The sequence below is a fragment of the Eubacterium limosum genome (assembly GCF_000807675.2).
GTDB lineage: Bacteria > Bacillota > Clostridia > Eubacteriales > Eubacteriaceae > Eubacterium > Eubacterium limosum.
Genome location: NZ_CP019962.1, coordinates 1,376,552 through 1,391,781 on the forward strand (window position 1 = coordinate 1,376,552; position 15,230 = coordinate 1,391,781).

At 44.3% G+C, this 15,230-nt stretch carries 31 protein-coding genes; all 31 read left to right on the forward strand.

Going from position 1 to position 15,230, the window contains the following annotated elements:
* The first annotated feature begins 5 nt into the window (after positions 1–5).
* Positions 6–635 carry a 50S ribosomal protein L3 gene (gene rplC / locus B2M23_RS06325; RefSeq protein ID WP_038354271.1) on the forward strand — a complete coding sequence of 210 codons (630 nt, stop codon included), beginning with the start codon at positions 6–8 and terminating at the stop codon, positions 633–635.
* A 29-nt stretch (positions 636–664) separates the two neighbouring features.
* Complete coding sequence (rplD, locus tag B2M23_RS06330) at positions 665–1,285, forward strand: 50S ribosomal protein L4 (protein WP_038354270.1); 621 nt, start codon at positions 665–667, stop codon at positions 1,283–1,285.
* Positions 1,285–1,575, forward strand: a complete 291-nt coding sequence (rplW, locus tag B2M23_RS06335; protein WP_013382284.1) for a 50S ribosomal protein L23 — start codon at positions 1,285–1,287, stop codon at positions 1,573–1,575. Before rplD ends, rplW begins: the two co-directional genes overlap by 1 nt.
* 46 nt (positions 1,576–1,621) lie before the next feature.
* Positions 1,622–2,455, forward strand: a complete 834-nt coding sequence (gene rplB / locus B2M23_RS06340; protein WP_038354269.1) for a 50S ribosomal protein L2 — start codon at positions 1,622–1,624, stop codon at positions 2,453–2,455.
* A 17-nt stretch (positions 2,456–2,472) separates the two neighbouring features.
* Positions 2,473–2,751: a 30S ribosomal protein S19 gene (rpsS, locus tag B2M23_RS06345; protein WP_013382282.1), complete on the forward strand. Its 279-nt coding sequence runs from the start codon at positions 2,473–2,475 to the stop codon at positions 2,749–2,751.
* Positions 2,752–2,769: 18 nt separating this feature from the next.
* A complete protein-coding gene (rplV, locus tag B2M23_RS06350) occupies positions 2,770–3,114 on the forward strand; it encodes a 50S ribosomal protein L22 (RefSeq protein WP_013382281.1) in 345 nt (114 codons plus the stop codon).
* Between the two features lie 12 nt (positions 3,115–3,126).
* Complete coding sequence (rpsC, locus tag B2M23_RS06355) at positions 3,127–3,849, forward strand: 30S ribosomal protein S3 (RefSeq protein ID WP_038354268.1); 723 nt, start codon at positions 3,127–3,129, stop codon at positions 3,847–3,849.
* Positions 3,850–3,867: 18 nt separating this feature from the next.
* Positions 3,868–4,296, forward strand: a complete 429-nt coding sequence (rplP, locus tag B2M23_RS06360; RefSeq protein ID WP_013382279.1) for a 50S ribosomal protein L16 — start codon at positions 3,868–3,870, stop codon at positions 4,294–4,296.
* Positions 4,297–4,298: 2 nt separating this feature from the next.
* Positions 4,299–4,502 carry a 50S ribosomal protein L29 gene (gene rpmC / locus B2M23_RS06365; RefSeq protein WP_013382278.1) on the forward strand — a complete coding sequence of 68 codons (204 nt, stop codon included), beginning with the start codon at positions 4,299–4,301 and terminating at the stop codon, positions 4,500–4,502.
* A 15-nt stretch (positions 4,503–4,517) separates the two neighbouring features.
* Positions 4,518–4,775 carry a 30S ribosomal protein S17 gene (gene rpsQ / locus B2M23_RS06370; RefSeq protein ID WP_176731170.1) on the forward strand — a complete coding sequence of 86 codons (258 nt, stop codon included), beginning with the start codon at positions 4,518–4,520 and terminating at the stop codon, positions 4,773–4,775.
* Positions 4,776–4,804: 29 nt separating this feature from the next.
* Entirely contained in the window at positions 4,805–5,173 is a 369-nt protein-coding gene (gene rplN / locus B2M23_RS06375) for a 50S ribosomal protein L14 (RefSeq protein ID WP_013382276.1), read from the forward strand.
* Positions 5,174–5,188: 15 nt separating this feature from the next.
* Positions 5,189–5,515: a 50S ribosomal protein L24 gene (rplX, locus tag B2M23_RS06380; protein WP_013382275.1), complete on the forward strand. Its 327-nt coding sequence runs from the start codon at positions 5,189–5,191 to the stop codon at positions 5,513–5,515.
* 20 nt (positions 5,516–5,535) lie between these two features.
* Positions 5,536–6,075 (forward strand): 50S ribosomal protein L5, encoded by a 540-nt coding sequence (gene rplE, locus B2M23_RS06385; protein WP_038354267.1) that lies wholly within the window; start codon positions 5,536–5,538, stop codon positions 6,073–6,075.
* A 14-nt stretch (positions 6,076–6,089) separates the two neighbouring features.
* Entirely contained in the window at positions 6,090–6,275 is a 186-nt protein-coding gene (locus tag B2M23_RS06390) for a type Z 30S ribosomal protein S14 (protein ID WP_013382273.1), read from the forward strand.
* A gap of 35 nt (positions 6,276–6,310) precedes the next feature.
* Positions 6,311–6,709 (forward strand): 30S ribosomal protein S8, encoded by a 399-nt coding sequence (rpsH, locus tag B2M23_RS06395; RefSeq protein WP_013382272.1) that lies wholly within the window; start codon positions 6,311–6,313, stop codon positions 6,707–6,709.
* Positions 6,710–6,733: 24 nt separating this feature from the next.
* On the forward strand, positions 6,734–7,267 hold the full coding sequence (gene rplF / locus B2M23_RS06400; protein ID WP_013382271.1) for a 50S ribosomal protein L6: 534 nt from the start codon (positions 6,734–6,736) through the stop codon (positions 7,265–7,267).
* A 46-nt stretch (positions 7,268–7,313) separates the two neighbouring features.
* Complete coding sequence (gene rplR, locus B2M23_RS06405; RefSeq protein WP_013382270.1) at positions 7,314–7,682, forward strand: 50S ribosomal protein L18; 369 nt, start codon at positions 7,314–7,316, stop codon at positions 7,680–7,682.
* Positions 7,683–7,699: 17 nt separating this feature from the next.
* Complete coding sequence (gene rpsE, locus B2M23_RS06410; protein ID WP_038354266.1) at positions 7,700–8,206, forward strand: 30S ribosomal protein S5; 507 nt, start codon at positions 7,700–7,702, stop codon at positions 8,204–8,206.
* A gap of 12 nt (positions 8,207–8,218) precedes the next feature.
* Complete coding sequence (rpmD, locus tag B2M23_RS06415) at positions 8,219–8,401, forward strand: 50S ribosomal protein L30 (protein ID WP_013382268.1); 183 nt, start codon at positions 8,219–8,221, stop codon at positions 8,399–8,401.
* Between the two features lie 10 nt (positions 8,402–8,411).
* Positions 8,412–8,855 carry a 50S ribosomal protein L15 gene (rplO, locus tag B2M23_RS06420; RefSeq protein WP_013382267.1) on the forward strand — a complete coding sequence of 148 codons (444 nt, stop codon included), beginning with the start codon at positions 8,412–8,414 and terminating at the stop codon, positions 8,853–8,855.
* Positions 8,856–10,115 (forward strand): preprotein translocase subunit SecY, encoded by a 1,260-nt coding sequence (gene secY / locus B2M23_RS06425; RefSeq protein WP_038354265.1) that lies wholly within the window; start codon positions 8,856–8,858, stop codon positions 10,113–10,115. It begins immediately after the preceding gene.
* 19 nt (positions 10,116–10,134) lie between these two features.
* On the forward strand, positions 10,135–10,785 hold the full coding sequence (locus tag B2M23_RS06430) for an adenylate kinase (protein ID WP_038354264.1): 651 nt from the start codon (positions 10,135–10,137) through the stop codon (positions 10,783–10,785).
* 1 nt (position 10,786) lies between these two features.
* On the forward strand, positions 10,787–11,536 hold the full coding sequence (map, locus tag B2M23_RS06435; protein ID WP_038354263.1) for a type I methionyl aminopeptidase: 750 nt from the start codon (positions 10,787–10,789) through the stop codon (positions 11,534–11,536).
* An 11-nt stretch (positions 11,537–11,547) separates the two neighbouring features.
* Positions 11,548–11,844, forward strand: coding sequence for a KOW domain-containing RNA-binding protein (locus B2M23_RS06440; protein ID WP_038354277.1), 297 nt, complete (start codon positions 11,548–11,550; stop codon positions 11,842–11,844).
* Positions 11,845–11,847: 3 nt separating this feature from the next.
* A complete protein-coding gene (gene infA, locus B2M23_RS06445) occupies positions 11,848–12,075 on the forward strand; it encodes a translation initiation factor IF-1 (protein WP_038354262.1) in 228 nt (75 codons plus the stop codon).
* A gap of 15 nt (positions 12,076–12,090) precedes the next feature.
* On the forward strand, positions 12,091–12,204 hold the full coding sequence (gene rpmJ, locus B2M23_RS06450; protein ID WP_013382261.1) for a 50S ribosomal protein L36: 114 nt from the start codon (positions 12,091–12,093) through the stop codon (positions 12,202–12,204).
* A 189-nt stretch (positions 12,205–12,393) separates the two neighbouring features.
* Positions 12,394–12,762: a 30S ribosomal protein S13 gene (rpsM, locus tag B2M23_RS06455; protein WP_013382260.1), complete on the forward strand. Its 369-nt coding sequence runs from the start codon at positions 12,394–12,396 to the stop codon at positions 12,760–12,762.
* An 11-nt stretch (positions 12,763–12,773) separates the two neighbouring features.
* Positions 12,774–13,166, forward strand: a complete 393-nt coding sequence (gene rpsK, locus B2M23_RS06460; protein WP_013382259.1) for a 30S ribosomal protein S11 — start codon at positions 12,774–12,776, stop codon at positions 13,164–13,166.
* A gap of 20 nt (positions 13,167–13,186) precedes the next feature.
* Entirely contained in the window at positions 13,187–13,816 is a 630-nt protein-coding gene (gene rpsD, locus B2M23_RS06465) for a 30S ribosomal protein S4 (protein ID WP_038354261.1), read from the forward strand.
* Positions 13,817–13,919: 103 nt separating this feature from the next.
* Positions 13,920–14,879 (forward strand): DNA-directed RNA polymerase subunit alpha, encoded by a 960-nt coding sequence (locus B2M23_RS06470; RefSeq protein WP_013382257.1) that lies wholly within the window; start codon positions 13,920–13,922, stop codon positions 14,877–14,879.
* Between the two features lie 7 nt (positions 14,880–14,886).
* Entirely contained in the window at positions 14,887–15,228 is a 342-nt protein-coding gene (gene rplQ / locus B2M23_RS06475) for a 50S ribosomal protein L17 (RefSeq protein WP_013382256.1), read from the forward strand.
* The last annotated feature ends 2 nt before the right edge of the window (positions 15,229–15,230 follow it).

Here is a 15,230-nt window from a genome sequence, read left to right on the forward strand (position 1 = left end):
AAAAATTGAAAAAAGCAATTATCGGCAAGAAAATTGGTATGACTCAGATTTTCACAGAAAACGGTACGGTTATTCCGGTTACTGTTGTGGAAGCGGGTCCATGTGTTGTCGTCCAGAAGAAAAATATGGACGTTGACGGTTACGAAGCAGTTCAGCTCGCTTACGGCGATGTGAAGGAAAAAAGAGTAACCAAACCTTTAAAAGGTCATTATGACAAACACGGCGTTGAATATAAAAAAGTCATCCGTGAATTTAAATTAGACGATTACGATGCTTTTGAAACAGGACAGGTCATCAAGGCTGACATGTTTGAAGCAGGCGACAAGGTTGATATCTCCGGCAAATCCAAAGGTAAGGGTTTCCAGGGCGTTATCAAACGTCACGGCCAGTCCAGAGGACCGATGGCTCATGGTTCCAAGTACCACAGAAGCCCAGGCTCCATGGGTGCTTCCGCTTACCCGGCCCGCGTTATGAAGGGTAAGAACTTACCAGGTCAGATGGGGAATAAGAATGTTACTGCTTTAAATCTGGAAGTTGTTCAGGTTTCTGCAGAAGACAATATTCTGCTCATTAAGGGTGCTGTTCCCGGTCCTAGAGGCTCACTGGTTTCCATCAAAAGCAGCGTTAAAGCATAGAATATCTTAGCTTGAAAGGAGGAATTCAAATGCCAAAAATGGACATCTTAGATGTAAAAGGAAATGTCGTTGGTGACGTGGAACTCAGCGAAAGAGTTTTCGGGATCGAACCCAACGAACCGGTTGTACATGAAGTAGTCGTAGCACTGCTTGCAAATAAACGTCAGGGCACTAAAGGCACCTTAACCCGTTCCGAGGTCAGAGGCGGCGGCAGAAAGCCTTGGAGACAAAAAGGAACTGGCCGCGCCCGTGCCGGCACAAGCCGTTCTCCGTTATGGATTGGCGGCGGCGTGATCTTCGCTCCGAAATCCAGAGATTACAGCAAGAAGGTTAACAAAAAGGTTCGTAATCTGGCCATGCGTTCTGTTTTCTCAGCGAAAGCTCAGGACAACGAATTAAGAGTTTTGGATCAGCTGACAATGGATGCGCCGAAGACCAAGGAAATGGTCGGCATCTTAAGCGCGATTAACGCGCCGAAGGCTCTGATCGTAACCATGGAAAAGGACGACGCGGTTGTCCGTTCTGCAAACAACATCCAGAAAGTAGCGACCACAACGGTCAGCGAACTGAATGTTTATGACATGTTAAAATACGACGTTCTGGTCATGACCAAGGACGCTTTAGAAAAAATTGAGGAGGTATATGCATAATGAAGAATCCTCGCGATATTATCATTCGTCCGCTGATCACTGAAAAGAGCATGGATGATAGTGAATTCAACCGATATACTTTCGAAGTCGCTAAGAATGCGAACAAAATCGAAATCAAAAATGCCGTTGAAGAAATCTTCGATGTGAAGGTCGAAAAAGTTGCGACCATGAACATGAACGGTAAAATGAAGAGAATGGGCCGTTTCGAAGGCAGAAGAAAAAACTGGAAAAAAGCCATCGTTAAACTGACTGAAGACAGCAAGGCCATTGAATTCTTCGAAGGCGTATAAGCCTAAGACCCGATAAGCATTTAACACTACAGGAGGTTTGCGAATAATGGGTATTAAAAAATACAAACCGACGTCCCCTGGACGCAGAAATATGAGCGTCAATACATTTGACGAAGTAACAAAAAAAGAACCAGAAAAATCCTTATTGACTCCTTTAAAATCCAAAGCTGGTCGTAACAACTACGGTCGTATCACCGTAAGACACCAGGGTGGCGGAGCCAAGAGAAAATACAGAATCATTGACTTCAAGAGAAATAAAGACGGTGTGCCGGGCAAGGTTGCCGGTATCGAATACGATCCGAACCGCAGCTCCAACATCGCGCTGATCCACTATGTTGATGGGGAAAAACGTTACATCATCGCGCCTTTAAAATTAAAGGTTGGCGACACCATCGTCTCTGGTCCTGAAGCAGACATTACCATTGGTAACTGCTTACCGCTGAAGAACATCCCTGTTGGTACCCTGGTACACAACATCGAATTAAAAGCAGGCAAAGGCGGCCAGATGGTTCGTTCTGCCGGTGCTTCCGCTCAGCTGATGGCCAAGGAAGGCAACTACGCGACACTGCGTCTGCCATCTGGTGAAATGCGCCAGGTGCGCCTGGAATGCCGCGCTACCGTCGGTACTGTTGGTAACTTAGACCACCAGAATGTCCGCATTGGTAAAGCGGGCCGTAAACGCCACATGGGTATCCGCCCAACGGTTCGTGGTTCTGTTATGAACCCGAATGACCATCCACACGGTGGTGGTGAAGGCCGTGCTCCGGTTGGCCGCTCTGGCCCAGTTACGCCTTGGGGTAAACCGGCACTTGGTTATAAGACACGTAAGAAGAATAAACCTTCCGATAAATATATCGTACGTCGTCGTAACGTGAAATAAGCATAGGAGGTTAAAATATGAGTCGATCTGTAAAAAAAGGACCTTACGTCAGCGAAAAGCTGCTTAAAAGAATAGAAGAAATGAACGAAAAAGGCGAAAAGAACGTGCTGAAGACTTGGTCAAGAAGCTCCACTTTATTCCCACAGATGGTTGGACACACCATCGCTGTTCATGACGGTAGAAAGCATGTGCCTGTATATGTCACTGAAGACATGGTTGGTCACAAACTCGGCGAGTTTGCGCCCACAAGAACCTACAGAGGCCATGCCGGCGAAAAGAAAACAAAAATGAAATAGCCAAAAGGAGGGTGCAAAGTGGAAGCAAGAGCTACAGCTAAATATGTACGTGTTTCATCCAGAAAGGCTAAATTAGTGGCTGATTTGATCAGAGGTAAAAGCCTCGGAGAAGCCTTAAGTATTTTGGCTTTAACACCGAACAAAGCCGCGAAAATCACTGAAAAAGTCGTAAAATCTGCCTTAGCAAACGCGGAAAATAACCATAACATGGATCCTGAAAAATTGTACATCGATCAGATCTACGCCGATCAGGGACCAACCTTGAAAAGATACAAAGCTGGCCCGCAGGGACGTGCTTTTCCAATTAAGAAGAGAACTTCCCACATCACAGCTGTTTTAAAAGAATACGAAGTACAGGAATAGGAGGAATCAGGTTTGGGTCAAAAAGTTAATGCACACGGCTTACGTGTGGGCGTGATTAAAGACTGGAATGCAAAATGGTATGCAAATGACAGAGATTTTGCAGATTGCTTAATTGAAGATCACGATATTCGTAAATACATCAAGGCCAGCCAATTCCAGGCGGGCATTTCCAAAATCGTTATCGAACGTTTCGGTAACAAGATTAAAATCCACATTCATACTGCTAAACCCGGCATGATCATCGGCAAGGGCGGTGCTGGTATTGAAGCGCTGAGATTAGAACTTGAAAAAATGACTGGCAAAACAGTCTTCATCAATATTGTAGAAGTTAAGAACATCGATATGGATGCTCAGTTAATCGCTGAAAACATTGCAGGTCAGTTAGAAAGAAGAATTTCTTTCCGCCGTGCGATGAAACAGTGCATGCAGCGCACCATGCGCGCAGGCGCTAAGGGCATCAAAACCATGGTTGCTGGCCGTCTGAACGGTGCTGAAATGGCCCGTACAGAAGGTTACGCTCAGGGGAATGTGCCAATGCAGACCCTGCGTGCCAATATCGACTACGGTTTTGCTGAAGCCGACACAACCTATGGCAAATTAGGCATCAAGGTTTGGGTCAACAAAGGTGAAATCTTAACAGGACGTGAAAACATCTTAGCCGTCAGTGAGGAAGAAGATTCCAGAGGCAAAAGAAACAATAACCGTCGTAAAGCTCCTAGAAAAGAAGCAAACTAAGAGAGGAGGACATACAATATGTTAATGCCGAAACGTGTTAAACGTAGAAGAGTACATAGAGGTCGTATGAAAGGCCAGGCTACCCGCGGTAACAAAATCACCTACGGTGATTACGCGATCCAGGCCCTGGAACCAGCATGGATCACAGCCAATCAGATTGAAGCTGCCCGTGTTGCCATGACCAGATATATCAAAAGAGGTGGTAAGGTTTGGATCAAGATTTTCCCGGACAAACCGGTTACTGCCAAACCAGCCGAAACGCGTATGGGTTCCGGTAAAGGGGCTCCAGAATACTGGGTGGCCGTTGTAAAACCAGGCCGCGTATTATTCGAAATCTCAGGTATTCCTGAAGATGTCGCAAGAGAAGCGATGCGTCTTGCTCAGCACAAGCTGCCGATCAAAACCAAGTTTATCACTCGTGCAGCACAGGAAGAAGTGGGTGAATAAGTATGAAAGCAAATGAATTAAGAGAATTAACTAACGTAGAATTAGAAGGCAAGCTTGGAGATTTAAAGGAAGAATTATTCAACCTGCGTTTCCAGCACGCTACCGGACAATTAGAAAATCCGATGCGGATTAAAGAAGTAAAGAAAACATACGCACGTATCAAGACGATTATGCAGGAACGTGAAGCAAAATCGGCTGAAGCGTAAAAACAGGAGGTTTAGCTGATGGAACGTAATGATAGAAAAACCCGTGTTGGTCGCGTCGTCAGTGACAAAATGGACAAAACCATTGTTGTTGCCGTAGAAACTTTTGTAAAACATCCTCTTTACAAGAAAAGAGTTAAGAATACAGTTAAGTTTAAAGCTCATGATGAAAATAACGAATGTGGCATTGGCGATACCGTTAAAATCATGGAAACAAGACCACTTAGTAAAGATAAACGCTGGAGATTAGTTGAAATAGTAGAAAAGGCATTATAAGATTTAATGCCCGGAAGGAGGTATTTCGGATGATTCAACAAGAAAGTAGATTGAAAGTTGCTGATAATACCGGTGCAAAGGAATTGTTATGCATCCGAGTTCTCGGTGGTTCAGGAAGACGTTATGCCAACATTGGCGACGTGATTGTATGCGCTGTAAAAAGTGCTGCTCCTGGCGGAGACGTTAAAAAAGGTGACGTTGTAAAAGCGGTTGTTGTTCGCTCAAAACGCGGTGTACGCCGTGATGACGGAAGCTATATCAAATTTGACCAGAACGCAGCTGTTTTGATAAAAGATGATAAAAATCCAAGAGGAACCCGTATCTTCGGACCTGTTGCGAGAGAGTTAAGAGACAAGAAGTATATGAAAATTGTATCTTTGGCTCCTGAAGTACTTTAATTAGGAGGTGACCATATGGCTAACAAGATGCATGTAAAAAAAGATGATATTGTCCAGGTAATTTCTGGTAAAGATAAAGGCAAAACCGGTAAGGTTTTAGCAGCTTTCCCTGATGAAGGAAAAGTACGTGTCGAAGGTGTCAACATTCTGACCAAGCACAAAAAACCATCCCAGGCAATGCAGCAGGGTGGTATTATCCGCGAAGAAGGCAAGATTGACGCTTCTAACGTATTGTTAAACTGTGATAAATGCGGCCGCGGCGTTCGTACCGGCGTACAGATCACAGAAGATGGTAAAAAAGTAAGAGTCTGCAAGAAATGCGGACAGGTTCTCGATAACTAATCTGGGGAAGGAGGCACATTATGGCTAGAATGCAAGATAAGTATCTCAACGAAGTCGTACCGGCTTTGAAAGAGAAATTTCAGTATAAAAATGTAATGGAAGTTCCTAAACTGGAAAAGGTTGTAATCAACATGGGTTTAGGGGACTGTAAAGATAATTCAAAGGCTCTGGAAGCTGCGGTTATTGACTTAGGCATCATCGCCGGCCAGAGACCGATCGTTACCAAGGCTAAAAAGTCAGTTGCAAACTTTAAGGTAAGAGAAGGACAGAATGTCGGCGCTAAAGTGACCTTAAGAAGCGACAGAATGTACGAATTCTGCGACAAGCTGTTTAACATCGCTCTCCCTCGCGTAAGAGACTTCAGAGGTTTATCCAACAAGTCTTTTGACGGCAGAGGCAACTACGCATTCGGTATCAAGGAACAGTTAATCTTCCCTGAAATTGACTACGATAAAGTAGAACAGATCAGAGGGATGGACATTATGTTCGTAACCACGGCTAAAACTGACGAGGAAGCGCACGAACTGTTAAGCTTACTCGGCTTACCGTATGCTAAATAAGGAGGCTCGTTACAATGGCTAAAAAAGCAATGAAAGAAAAACAGCAGAAAAAACAAAAATATTCGTCACGTGAATACAACCGTTGTCGGATTTGCGGGAGACCACATGCTTACTTAAGAAAGTTTGGTATCTGCAGAATTTGTTTTAGAGAATTGGCTTATAAGGGAGAAATTCCTGGTGTTCGTAAAGCCAGCTGGTAAGTACGGCTTACACAAACGAAAAGGAGGCACTAAGCATGACAATGACTGATCCAATTGCAGATATGCTGACAAGAATCAGAAATGCAAACAATGCAGGTCACAAAACTGTAGAAATGCCGGCTTCCAAAGAAAAGAAAGCGATCGCTGAAATTCTTTTGGAAGAAGGTTATATCAATAAAGTAGATTTCATTGATGATGACAAACAGGGCATTATCAAAATCACACTTAAATACGGCGAAAACAAGAGCAAGGTTATTGCTGGTTTAAAGAGAATTTCAAAACCAGGCCTGCGTGTTTATGCTGGGAACAACGAAATCCCAAAAGTATTAAACGGACTGGGTGTAGCAATCATTTCTACATCTAAGGGCGTTTTAACCGATAAAGAAGCTAGAAGAGCCGGCGTAGGCGGCGAAGTAATCTGTTACGTCTGGTAACAAATTAACAGGAGGTATACGAAAATGTCAAGAATCGGTAAAGCTCCAGTTGCCATTCCCGCTGGTGTCGAAGTCAAATTAGATGGACATACCTTAACTGTAAAAGGGCCTAAAGGTCAACTGGTTAGAGAGTTCCATCCTGATATGATTATCGAAATTGAAGATAACGAAGTGATCGTTAAAAGACCATCTGAAAATAAAGAGCACAAATCCTTACACGGCTTAACCCGTGCGCTGATCGCCAACATGGTAACCGGCGTCAACAGCGGATTTGAAAAAGTCCTTGAAATCAGTGGTGTTGGTTACAGAGCTGAAAAGAAAGGCAACAAACTGGTCATGAACCTTGGATATTCCCATCCTGTCGAAATGGAAGATCCTGAAGGCGTTGAGACCGTTTGTGATGGACAGACTAAAGTAATTGTCAAAGGCATCAGCAAGGAAGCCGTTGGCGCACATGCTGCCAATATCCGTGCAAAGAGATTGCCTGAACCTTACAAGGGACATGGTGTTAAGTACGCGGACGAACATATCCGTCGTAAAGTTGGTAAAACTGGTTAATCATTAACGGCTATGCCCGACAGGTAAGAAAAAGGAGTGAATCTGAATGATTAAAAAAATCAATAAAAACGAATTGCGTTTGAGAAAACATTTGAGAGTCCGCAAAAAAATTGCCGGAACAAATGAAAGACCTCGTCTGAACGTATTCAGAAGCAATAAAAATATGTACGCACAGATCATTGATGATGCGAAAGGCGTCACCTTGGTTTCTGCTTCCACCCTTGACAAAGATCTGAGAGACCAGATCGAAAAAGGTGGCGGAAAAGCCGCTGCAAAAATGGTCGGCGAAGCCATTGCCAAAAAAGCACTGGCAGCGGGCATTGAAGATGTCGTATTTGACAGAGGCGGTTATATCTACACTGGAAGAGTAAAAGAATTAGCAGACGGCGCGCGTGAAGCCGGATTAAAATTCTAAGTAAAGGAGGTCGCTTGATGCAGAGTAATAAAATTGATCCGAACACATTGGATTTACAGGAAAGAGTTGTTACCATCAACCGTGTAACCAAGGTTGTAAAAGGTGGTCGTAACTTTAGATTCAGTTGTTTAGTGATTGTTGGAGACGGAAACGGCTATGTAGGTGTCGGCAAAGGGAAAGCAATGGAAATTCCAGACGCCATCCGCAAGGGTATCGAATCCGCTAAAAAATCATTAATCAAAGTACCACTTGTTGGAACAACCATTCCGCATTTAGTACAGGGCGAAGATGGCGCCGGCAAAGTGCTCTTAAAACCTGCCGGACCTGGTACCGGTGTTATCGCCGGCGGCGCTGTTCGTGCTGTATGCGAATTGGCCGGAATTAAAGATATCAGAACGAAATCTTTAGGAACTAATAATGCCCGCAATATGGTCAACGCTACAATGGAAGGGTTAGCGCGTTTAACCACTCTTGAAGAAGTAGCAGCCAAACGCGGCAAAACACCTGAAGAAATTTTAGGTTAGGAGGCGTTCATCGTGGCGAAACAATTAAAAATCACACTTAAGAAAAGCATCATCGGTCGCAATCAGAGACAGCGTAAGACGATTGAAGCCCTGGGTCTTAAGAAAATCGGACAGACTGTTGTTCATGATGACACCCCTCAGATTCGCGGCATGATCCACAAAACAGATTTCATGCTCGACGTTGAAGAAGTATAGGAGGTGTACGATGAGATTACATACCTTAAGACCTGCAGAAGGCTCTAAGAAAGATACCAAGCGTAAAGGCCGCGGTACCGCAACCGGACAGGGTAAAACTGCCGGCAGAGGTCAGGACGGCCAAAAATCACGTTCAGGCGGCGGCGTACGTCCGGGCTTTGAAGGTGGTCAGATGCCACTGGCTCGCAGACTGCCAAAACGTGGTTTCTCAAACTATCGTTTCAAAAAAGAATACGCCATCGTAAATGTTGGCGAATTAAACGCTTTTGAAGAAAATACTGTAGTAACACCTGAGTTATTATTAGAATATGGTTTCATTCGCAAATTAAAAGCTGGTGTAAAAATTTTGGGTGAAGGGGATTTGGAAAAAGCTTTAACCGTTAAAGCGAACAAAGTCAGCAAGTCTGCTGAAGAAAAAATCCTTGCCCGAGGAGGAAAGGTAGAGGTGATTTAGATGATTTCTACTTTGAAGGATGCATGGAGAATTCCGGATTTACGACGCAAGATGATCTATACGATCGCGCTTTTGTTCGTTTATCGTCTGGGTTCTTTTATTCCCGTCCCTTACATTGACACCGCGCAGCTTGCGAACCTTGTTAATGATGGCGGAATTTTTGGATTGTTTAACATCATTTCCGGGGGGAACTTTGGTAATTTTACGATTTTTGCCATGAGCATCACCCCTTACATCAATGCATCCATCATCATGAATCTTCTAGCATTTGCCATACCAGCATTAGAAAGATTACAAAAAGAAGGCGAAGAAGGACGTAAAAAAATTGCCCAGTACACCCGTTATTTAACCATTGTACTGGCAATTATCCAAGCCTTGGGGATGAGTTTATCCTATGGTGGACTATTAACCGAAAAGAATGCCTTTACCATTTTCGTTGTTGTGCTCTGTATTACAGCAGGAACAACCTTCCTGATGTTCTTAGGCGAACAGATCACAGAAAACGGCATTGGCAATGGGATTTCACTGATTATCTTTATCAGTATCATCTCCAGAATTCCAAGTGCGATCGTACAGATTTATGAATATGTACAGGTCGGAACCATGTCGATTATTGCGGTTATTTTACTCCTCATCGGCATCATCGTCGCAACGGTTGCCGTTGTGGCCGTTACCGAAGGACAACGTAAAATACCTGTCCAGTATGCAAAGAGAGTGGTCGGACGTAAAATGTACGGCGGACAAAGCACCCACATTCCGCTCCGCGTGAATATGGCAGGCGTTATCCCCATCATTTTCGCCAGTTCCTTAACCCTCTTCCCGGCAACTTTAGCACAGTTTTTCCCGAACTCCGGCTTCTCAGCCTGGATATCTAAATACTTTGCTTGGGGCGCACCGGTAACAACCATTATTTATATCGTTTTAATTGTAGCGTTTACCTATTTCTATACAGCTGTTACCTTCAATCCATTCGATATTGCAGATAACATCAAGAAACAAGGGGGTTATGTGCCCGGTATAAGACCAGGTAAGCCAACCGTTGAGTATTTATCCCGTATTATGAACCGCCTGACCCTTTTCGGTGGGATTTTCCTCGCGTTGATTGCGATCATTCCAATCATCATCGGGAATTTTATGGGCGGCGTCAGCTTACAGTTCGGCGGTACAAGCTTACTGATCATCGTTGGTGTTGCACTGGAAACCGTTAAACAAATCGAGTCAGAAATGACCATGCGGAATTATCAAGGATTTTTAAAATAGTAAAAACGGAGATAAGAAAATGAGAGTTGTATTATTAGGACCTCCGGGTGCTGGAAAAGGTACACAGGCAAAGGGCATCGCGAATGCCTATGCCATTCCTCATATTTCCACTGGAGATCTTTTCAGAGAAAATTTAAAAAATAAAACACCGCTCGGAGTCAAGGCACAGTCCTATATGGACGCCGGGAAACTGGTGCCGGACGAACTTGTCATCGCATTGGTAGAAGACCGGATCGAAAGAGACGATTGTAAAAATGGTTACCTGCTCGATGGTTTCCCAAGAACCGTCGCACAGGCAGAAGCACTGAAAGCATTTAACGAAAAAATGGGTCATCCATTGGACTTCGCTGTGAACATTTCCGTTCCTTCAGACATCCTGGTTGACCGGATCACCGGAAGACGCAGCTGCCCAGCATGCGGCGCGACCTACCACATCCGGTACAACGCACCAAAGACCGAAGGTATCTGTGACAATGACGGGACAGCCTTAATCCAGAGAGATGACGATAAACCGGAAACGGTAAAAACCCGTATTGACGTATACGAAGAAGAATCCGCTCCTTTAGTAGGCTATTACGACAAGTTGGGTAAACTGGTGACCATCGACGGTACCCAGTCTCCTGCAGAAGTTGCAGAAGCGATCAAAGTTGCGCTTGGTGGTGCCCGGTAATATGATTACCATAAAATCACAAAACGAGGTTGAAGCGATGCGGCGCGCCGGCAGAATTGTTGCCGAGTGCCACGAGCTCATTCAATCAAAAATAAAACCGGGTATGACAACCCTGGATCTGGACCGGATCGCTGAAAAGTTTATCCGGGAACAGGGTGCGTACCCAACCTTCCTGGGTTACCAGGGCTTCCCAAATTCCATCTGTGCTTCCGTTAACGAAGAAGTGGTTCACGGCATTCCCGGGAACCGCAGGTTAAAGGAAGGAGACATTATCGCCGTGGATCTCGGCGCGACGTTGGACGGTTACGTCGGCGACGCGGCCAGAACCCATGCGGTCGGTAAAATCTCCGAGGAAGCGCAGCGACTCATTGATGTAACCAGAGAGTCCTTCTTTAAGGGCATCGAGTATGCCCGAGAAGGTTACCGCCTGTCAGACATCTCCCATGCGATACAAGAAGTTGTGGAAGCAAACGGGTTCTCAGTGGTAAGGGACTATGTGGGACATGGCATCGGACGCGAAATGCACGAAGATCCGCCCATTCCAAACTACGGTAAACCCGGTCACGGGCCTAGATTGCGTCAGGGAATGTGCCTTGCCATCGAGCCGATGGTCGATGTGGGGACTTACAACGTAAAACTTTTAGCGAACGACTGGACCGTTGTGACTGCGGATGGTTCCTTATCCGCTCACTATGAAAATACAATTTACATTACAGGCAAAGAAGCGCCTGAGATACTCACGATGCTTTAAGGGTAATGAAGATGGATGATTTAAAAGTGGGACAGATTGTCCGGCCATTAGCCGGACGGGATAAAGGCCAGGTCATGGTTGTCTACGAGATTCTGGATCAGAACTACGTAACGATCTGTGATGGAAAGCTTAGAAAAGTAAGTAACCCCAAAAAGAAAAAAGTCAGGCACCTGGCAAAGACAAACCAGATCGTCACAATATTGCATGAGAAATTGAAAAACGGTGATAAAGTAAACAATGCCGAAATCAGAAAATGTCTTGAACCATTTTTAGGCGAGATTGATGACGGTAAAAGTGAGGAGGTTTGATCAATGGGCAAAAAAGACGTGATTGAAGTCGAAGGTAGAGTGATTGAGGCTTTACCAAATACGATTTTTTTAGTAGAATTAGAGAATGGACATCAGATAACAGCGCATATTTCAGGAAAATTAAGAATGAACTACATTCGGATTTTACCTGGAGACAAAGTTATGTTAGAATTGTCCCCATATGATTTGACCCGTGGGCGTATCGTATGGCGGGGAAAAGGCAGATCATAAAGGAGGAAACAAACAATGAAAGTAAGACCATCAGTAAAACCGATTTGCGAAAAATGCAAAATCATTAAGAGAAACGGTCGTGTAATGGTAATTTGTGAAAATCCTAAACACAAACAGAAACAGGGTTAATAAAACCCTTTGGACTAAAACAAGCGTGCGGCCGCGGCAATTAATCCGTACGCATGATATAGAGGCACAGGCCTGATTGCATAACCCACAAGGGGTCTGTCGAACATGGGACTAGGAAAAATAAGCAAGGAATCCGGGGTTCCAGGTCATCATATACATGACCAATAAAATTTAGGAGGTACTAACCATATGGCAAGAATTGCCGGCGTCGATTTACCCAGAGATAAAAGGGTAGAAGTAGGCTTGACCTACATTTATGGAATTGGTCGTCCAACTTCCAATAAGATTTTAAAAGAGTTAAACATTAACCCTGATACCAGAGTTAAAGACTTGACTGAAAATGAAGTTAACGCATTAAGAAACATTCTCGATGAAAAATACACCGTAGAAGGTGATTTGCGTCGTGAAGTTAATTTAAATATTAAACGACTGATCGAAATTGGTTCCTACAGAGGTTTAAGACACCGTAGAGGTTTACCTGTCCGTGGACAGAAAACCAAAACCAATGCCCGCACCCGTAAAGGTCCGAAGAAAACAGTCGGAAGAAAGAGTAAATAGGAGGTTGAATCATGGCTAAGAAAGTTATCCGTTCTAAGAAAAGAAAAATCAAAAAGAATATTGAACGCGGCCAGGCCCACATTCAATCTTCATTCAATAACACCATTGTGACCATCACTGACACTGCAGGAAATGCCTTATCTTGGGCAAGTGCCGGAGAATTAGGTTTCAGAGGTTCCAGAAAAAGCACACCTTTCGCAGCTCAGATGGCTGCTGAACAGGCGGCAAAGCTTGCAATGGAACACGGTTTAAAGAGTGTTGAAGTAATGGTCAAAGGACCAGGTTCAGGTCGTGAAGCAGCGATTCGTGCCTTACAGGCAGCGGGCCTTGAAATTACCCTCATCAGAGACGTAACCCCAATCCCGCACAATGGCTGCCGTCCGCCTAAACGCAGAAGAGTCTAATAGGAGGTGTAAAGAATAGTATGGCAAGATATACAGAAGCATCATGCCGTCAGTGCAGACGTGAAGGCATGAAATTATACTTAAAGGGTGAAAGATGTTATTCTACAAACAAATGCGCGTTTGAAAGAAGACCGACACCACCAGGACAGCATGGTAAAAGACGTACAAAATTATCTGAATACGGCTTACAGTTACGTGAAAAACAGAAAGTTAAAAGAATCTATGGCGTTCTGGAAAAACAGTTCGCACATTACTTTGATTTAGCTGAAAAACAGAAAGGGATTACCGGTTCTAACCTGTTAGAAATCCTGGAAACCCGTCTGGACAACGTTGTTTACCGTCTTGGCTTAGCAACTTCCAGAAAAGAAGCCCGTCAGCTCGTACAGCACGCCCATTTCCTGATTAACGGCAAAAAGGTCAACGTACCTTCTTACCTGGTTAAGGAAGGCGACACCATCGAAGTAAAGGCAAAAAGCAAAAAATCACCTAAATTTAAAGAAATTCTTGAAGCAACTGAAAACAGAGCTGTTGCTCCTTGGTTATCAGCAGATTTGGATACTTTAAGCGGAAAAGTTATCGGAAGACCGACAAGAGAAGATATTGATGTTGAAATTGCTGAACATCTAATCGTCGAATTGTATTCTAAGTAATAGGATAAAATGACAATGAGACATTCGCCGGCGCTCTGCGCCGGTATGCGTAACCCTCACGTTATGGAACTGAAAAATTTAAATTTAGGAGGGTCAAGATTAAATGATCGAATTTGAAAAACCAATTATCGAAATCGTTGAAAAATCAGAAGATGAAACCTACGGCAAGTTTGTCGTCGAACCCTTGGAAAGAGGCTATGGTACAACCTTAGGCAACAGCTTAAGACGGATCATGCTTTCCTCCCTCCCGGGCGTTGCCGTTACTTCCGTTAAAATAGACGGTGTTCTTCATGAGTTCTCAACCATTCCCGGCGTACGGGAAGACGTTGTGGAAATTCTGCTGAACATGAAAGGTTTGGCTGCTGAAATCTTCTCAGACGAACCCAAAACCGTCCGTATCGAAGCAGAAGGCGAAGGCGAGATCACCGCTGGTGATATCATTACCGACGCCGATGTGGAAATCTTAAACCCCGACATGCACATCGCAACCCTGGCAAAGGGCGCAACCCTGAACATGGAAATGCGTCTGGAAAAGGGCCGCGGCTATGTCGCTTCTGATAAAAATAAATATCCGGGTATGCCGATCGGTACCTTACCGGTCGACTCCATTTTCTCACCAATCCGTAAGGTCAACTTTCTGGTGGAAAATACCCGTGTCGGTCAGATAACCGATTTTGACAAGCTGACCTTGGAAGTGTGGACCGATGGGACCACCACGCCCGAAGAAGCCCTGTCATTATCAGCAAAAGTACTGAATGAACATTTGAATCTTTTCATTGATTTAACCGACCACGCAAACAGTGTCGAAATCATGGTTGAAAAAGAAGAGAATGAAAAAGAACGCATCCGTGAAATGTCCATCGAAGAGCTGGAATTATCCGTGCGTTCAAGCAATTGCCTGAGAAGGGCAAATATTGATACCGTTGAAAAATTAACTCAGAAAACCGAAGAAGACATGATCAAGGTGCGTAACCTTGGCCGTAAGTCCTTAAATGAAATCAAGCATAAACTGGCTGAAATCGGGTTATCTCTGAGTCAAGAAGACGAAAAGACAAAGGAGTGATAGAATAATGGCTGGATACAGAAAATTAGGCCGCCCAACCGATCAAAGAAGAGCAATGCTCAGAAATCTGACCACTTCACTTTTAGAGCACGGTAGAATCGAAACAACCGTTACCCGCGCAAAAGAAGTAAAAAGAATGGCAGACAAAATGGTCACCTTGGGTAAAAGAGGCGACTTACATGCCAGAAGACAGGCGTTAGCATACATTACAAAAGACGATGTTGTAAAGAGCCTGTTCGATGAAATTGCACCTAAATACGCCGAAAGACAGGGTGGATACACACGCATCTACCGTGTTGGACCACGCAGAGGCGACGGTGCTGAAATGGCAGTAATTGAATTAGTATAACA